Source organism: Lawsonibacter sp. OA9, assembly GCF_022440585.1.
Map to the genome: position 1 here is coordinate 1 of NZ_JAKNTI010000026.1, position 5,407 is coordinate 5,407.

General features: G+C 47.2%; 5 protein-coding genes. 1 reads left to right on the plus strand and 4 read right to left on the minus strand.

Going from position 1 to position 5,407, the window contains the following annotated elements:
- Window positions 1-51: 51 nt before the first annotated feature.
- Window positions 52-1,128 carry a dTDP-glucose 4,6-dehydratase gene (gene rfbB, locus MCG44_RS14575; protein WP_240288966.1) on the minus strand — a complete coding sequence of 359 codons (1,077 nt, stop codon included), beginning with the start codon at window positions 1,126-1,128 and terminating at the stop codon, window positions 52-54.
- Window positions 1,129-1,339: 211 nt separating this feature from the next.
- On the opposite strand from rfbB, the gene MCG44_RS14580 reads away from it, so the two are divergent.
- Window positions 1,340-2,275, plus strand: a complete 936-nt coding sequence (locus MCG44_RS14580) for a DDE-type integrase/transposase/recombinase (protein WP_240288967.1) — start codon at window positions 1,340-1,342, stop codon at window positions 2,273-2,275.
- 61 nt (window positions 2,276-2,336) lie between these two features.
- On the opposite strand, the gene MCG44_RS14585 is transcribed toward MCG44_RS14580, so the two are convergent.
- Genes MCG44_RS14585 through MCG44_RS14595 form a run of 3 tightly spaced genes read right to left on the minus strand, consistent with a single transcriptional unit; the run spans window position 2,337 to window position 5,305 of the window.
- Window positions 2,337-4,205 carry a DUF2142 domain-containing protein gene (locus MCG44_RS14585; protein WP_240288968.1) on the minus strand — a complete coding sequence of 623 codons (1,869 nt, stop codon included), beginning with the start codon at window positions 4,203-4,205 and terminating at the stop codon, window positions 2,337-2,339.
- A 28-nt stretch (window positions 4,206-4,233) separates the two neighbouring features.
- Entirely contained in the window at window positions 4,234-4,608 is a 375-nt protein-coding gene (locus MCG44_RS14590) for a DUF2304 domain-containing protein (RefSeq protein ID WP_240288969.1), read from the minus strand.
- A complete protein-coding gene (locus tag MCG44_RS14595) occupies window positions 4,598-5,305 on the minus strand; it encodes a glycosyltransferase family 2 protein (protein WP_240288970.1) in 708 nt (235 codons plus the stop codon). The genes MCG44_RS14590 and MCG44_RS14595 overlap by 11 nt, the downstream gene beginning before the upstream one ends.
- Window positions 5,306-5,407 lie beyond the last annotated feature (102 nt).

Sequence of the window (5,407 nt, forward strand, 5' to 3'; positions counted from 1 at the left end):
ATAAGAAAGAAGGCTTATCCCGCCTGCGCGTGATAATCCTTCTTCCATTGATTACTGATACATGTCGTTATAATATTTCTGGTAATCACCGCTCGTTACATTTTTCATCCAGTCTTCGTGCTCAAAATACCATTGAATGGTCAGTTTGATTCCCTCTTCAAACATGGTCTCAGGGTACCAGCCGATCTCCTCTTTGATCTTATCGGGAGCGATGGCATAGCGCCGGTCATGTCCTTTTCTGTCCGTCACGTAAGTGATGAGATCTTCGCTGACGAGTTTTTTTCTCGGATCCCCTTCCGGCAGCATCTTCTGCAGGGTGTCCAGAATGATATGAATGATCTGAATATTCTGTTTTTCGTTATGTCCGCCAATGTTGTATGTCTCGAAAAGTCTTCCCTTTTCCTGTACCATGTCAATTCCCTTAGCGTGGTCTTCGACATACAGCCAGTCACGCACATTTTTTCCATCACCGTATACCGGAAGCTTCTTTCCCTGAAGCGCATTGTTGATGATCAGCGGGATCAGCTTTTCCGGAAACTGATACGGTCCGTAATTGTTGCTGCAGTTCGTGATATTTGCGGGGAATCTGTACGTATCCATATAAGATTTCACCAGCATATCGGAAGATGCCTTGCTCGCCGAGTACGGGCTGTGCGGATCGTACGGTGTCGTCTCGTAGAAGTACTCCCCTTCATGTTCCAGGGATCCGTATACCTCATCTGTCGATACATGGAGAAATTTTTTTCCCTCTTTAAAGCTGCCGTCAGGAAGTTCCCAGGCCGCTTTTGCCGCGTTCAGCATCACCAGCGTTCCCAGTACATTCGTCTTTACAAAAACCTCCGGATTGCGGATGCTTCGGTCCACATGACTCTCCGCTGCAAAATGTACGACTCTGTCAATGTCATTTTCGTCAAATATCGACTGAATCGCATCGCTGTCACAGATATCCGCCCTCACAAACGTATAATTCTCTCTGTCTTCAATATCTTTGAGATTCTCAGGGTTACCTGCATAGGTAAGTTTGTCCACATTGATGATACGGATTTCATCACCGTACTTTTTAAACATATAGTGAATATAGTTAGAACCTATAAAACCGGCACCTCCGGTTACGAGGTAAGTTCTCATTGGTTTTTCCTCCGTGTTGGTTTTTTGCTGTTTACTGTCTACAGTATACCATCTTAACTGTTATTATTCAAGGCGGCTATTTGACCGGCAAGCCCAAGAGTGTAGGATTACAATACATATGTTACAACTGAATAATTAAAATGCAGGGATCTCTCCTTTGTGTTATATTTTAGTCACCACAACCACAACATAAACAAAGGAGTTCCCTGCTATGGCTAGTATAACACAAGATATGAGATACCGTCTATCCCTGATCCGTTACGCTGAGAAGTATGGCGTTACCAAAGCTGCCGTTAAATATAAAACCAATCGGCAGTATATCTATCGCTGGAAACGTCGCTTTGACGGCTCTATGGAGTCCCTCCGTGAACGCTCCAGACGCCCACACAGCCATCCTAATCAGCATACGCCTCAGGAGATCAAAATGATTACCGATATGCGCAGACGTAATCCTGAGGCTGGTTTAGTCATCCTTTGGGTAAAACTTATGCAGCGCGGTTATTCCCGTTCTATTCCCGGGCTTTACCGTTTCCTTAGAAAACAGGGGATTATGGCTGTTCATCCTCCTAATCCCAAGTACATCCCTAAGCCTTATGAGCAGATGGCCTATCCCGGACAGCGGATTCAGATTGACGTGAAATTTGTCCCTTCTGCCTGCCTCATGAATGAAGCCAAAGACCAACGGTTTTATCAGTACACCGCCATTGATGAGTACTCCAGATGGCGGTTTGTGGAAGCATTTGAAGAACACAGCTCCTATTCCGCTGCCTTGTTCCTTGAGCATCTTATCAAAGCGTTTCCCTGCCCTGTCGAATGTGTCCAGACTGATAATGGTCAGGAATTTACCAAACGCTTCAGCTCTTACGGCGGTTCGGATAAACCTACCATCTTTCAAGTCCGGCTTAAGGAATACGGCATCAGGCACAAGCTGATACGTCCATTTACTCCAAGGCATAATGGCAAAGTGGAGCGAAGCCACAGGAAAGACAATGAGCGTTTCTATGCTGTCCACAGTTTTTACTCTTTTGAAGACTTCAGCAAACAGTTAAAACTCTATAACCGCAGAGATTATAATAACTTTCCTATGCGCCCACTTGGATGGAAAACCCCAAAACAGGTACTGGATAATTATCTGATGTCACTGTAACATATGTTTGACAAACCTACAGCTATTTGACCGGCAAGCCCAAGAGCCGTCCCTGTAATTTCTAAAACGTATTTACCACAACCGCACTGTATACCGTTGCCATCAGCAGCAGTGCACTTGCACCCGTCAGTATCGCAGTGTCAATACGTTCCGGCAGGGTGTTTCTGATAAGCCTGGTTCGAAAAGCAAGCAGAAACATCATCGTCACCGGCAGATAGTATCTACCCTGCACTCCCCGTATAATGTCTGCACCGACTGGAGTAAAGCTGAGATAAAGAGCTGACCAGACGAGACAGATCGTCACAAATGCCAGGACTGCGGCGGCTGTCTTCTGGATTACGCTCAAATCCGTTTTTTCGCGTCCGCGCACATCGGTGATAGTCACGCCGGCTGCCAGCAGCGCCGTCGTCACCATGCTCTGATCGCCCGCCAGGTGCCCCATCTGTCCAAGTCCCCGGTACCCGAACGTAAAGGAAAAAAATTTCTCCCAAAGACTTTTAAACAGCAGTTTCGCATAGATGAAAGGGTGCGCAAATACATACCGCAGCTGCTGTCCCACACTGGTATCCCCGCCCCTGGCATCTCCTGCCTGATGAGGGTTTAAAAGCGGAGGCAGTGCGAACGTTGAGAGTACCAGCAAAAATGCGAGCAGGATAAACCCTCTGAACATCCTGCACTCTTTCGCTGACTTAAATCTTGCAGCCGGGATAAAAAGCGCCAGAGCGATCATCGGTATATAGACTGGCTTGGGAAGACTTGCGATAACAAATGCCGCCGTAAAGACCGCACAGTTCCTGTATGATACATGCCTGTCCTTGTCAACAAGCTCCGGCAGCAGATATGCGATTCCCAGGAAGGTAAATGCTGTCACTGTCGCATCATACGTATAGGTCACTGCAGAAAACATTGCCGTCGGCATCAGTGCGAGCACCAGCATGATACGCTTGCCAAACGGTATGCGTCGGATCGCCAGGAACATGACCACACAGTACAGGATCAGATTCCCAAGCCTTCCCAGTTTATAGATTGATGTAAAGTCCAGATGCAGGAGCTGCCCAGCCTTTATCATCAATGCCTGCGGCAGATAACTGAAAGAGTACATCTGGAATCCATAATTATTCTGCTGGTCTTCATCTGAGGGCTTCTGGGAGTCCCAGGACAGACTGTCGTTCCAGAATGCTTCCTCCTGTTTGTACTCCTCCTCCGACTGCGGGATGCTGTACGGCCAGTTATTCATACTTGTCTGAATCAGGTCATTCATGGCTGGCGTCACTGTTATGGTATCCCGTCCCAGCAGAGTATCAAACAGATAATAGGCCCTTCCAAAATGAATCTCTTCATCAAGTCCTACTTTGTGCACCGGCAGCAGCAGGATCATCAGACTTCCCACGCACAGGCTGACTGTCAGAAAGATGCGCTCCGGTTTCAGCTTCTTCTCACCATACAGCAGGAACAGAACCAGCAGCACCAGTCCCGCCGCCGCGCAGTGAAATAAAAACCGCCCGGCAGAGTAGTTCTCTGTGTTGTTGATGGCAACAGCACGGATATTGACGTGTTTGGCCTCCTCCGGCATACGTATCGTAATCTGGTCCGCGGTATTTCGGATATTTACTGTAGAAGACACAAACATGTGATTATTATCGTCGGCTATTTTTCTGCTTTTTGAAGAATCCTCCTCCTGATAATCTCCCACAAGTATCGTCGCATGCAGCTGGCCTTCATAATCAAACTCATAATACAGCTTGTCAACATACTGTTCCTCAAAAGACAGTGTCAGGCTTGCACCCGGGCGTTCACTGACATAAACCCCGTCTGTCAGTTTAAAACCGTTCGCTTTTATCTGCTCCGTCCCAAGATACTGGTAATCTGCCTGTTTTTTAACGGGCAGGTTGTAGAATATCTCTCCCAGGACACCGGCAGCCAGGATCACAAAAATCACAGCCGCAATACAGATATATTTATTCCTGAGTCTCTTCATTTTCATCACACGCCCCTTGTTCTTCCCGTTCCTTCTGTAAAAGTGCCAGTTCCTGTGCAAGCTTCTTCACTTTATTTGACAGTCTGGACACCGCCATCGTCAGAGAAAATATCACGACCAGAGCAAAGCAGAACCCCGCAAAAAACAGCATATTGACCGGTGTTCCAATTCCAAGCACACCGGCAAGCCAGGCAGTCAGCGATGGGAAACATCCGAACAGCAGTACACCGATACCAAGCACGAACCAGGACATTGCATACTTTAGTTCCAGCTTATTGTTCCGAATCATATTCACCAGCACAATTAAAGCCACAAGGGCAGCCGCAACCACCAGAATCTGCGTCTTAATATTCATCTGTCTCCTCCTTTCGGATACACTCAATGATGATCGCCATTGTCACCTTTATCATATAATATACGGACTTTGTCATGGAAATAGAAGACACACCACCACTCCTCTCTCTCATGACAACCGGTATCTCCTCCACTTTTTTTCCATGGCGCAGTGCGAACGTCACACTTTCCGGCTCCGGATAGTCCACAGGATAGTTATATGCGAACATCTTTATCACCGAACGGCCGGCCATCCGAAGTCCGGAAGTAGGATCTGTAATGATTTTTCCCGTCAGAAGACGGATCAGCTGTGTAAAGTAGTGGATCCCAATCCTGCGCATCCCGGATGACTGAAAACCTTTTTTTTCAATGAAGCGGGATCCAATCACCATATCCAGATCATGCTGTTCCAGATGATCTGCCATTTTATTTAAAAACGCCGGGTCATGCTGTCCGTCGCCGTCGACCTGGACTGCCATATCGTATCCTTTTTCCAGTGCATAGCGGTACCCCGTCTGCACAGCCCCTCCGATTCCCAGATTCACCGGAAGACTAATCACAGGAAATCCCTGTCTTCTGCAGATCTCCTCCGTATGATCCGTGGAACAGTCATTAACAATAATATAGTCAAATTCCGGCGCATACCGCTTGATTTCCAGCACCGTCTTCTCTATGCTGGCACTTTCATTATAAGCCGGAATAATAATCAGTTTCTTCATGGGTATCTCCCGTCATAGTCCTAAGTGATGGATCTGGTCTGCTGTCCTCTCCCAGGTGAAGTTCTTCAGCAGACGCTCTTTTGCTCTTTTCGCGGCTATTTT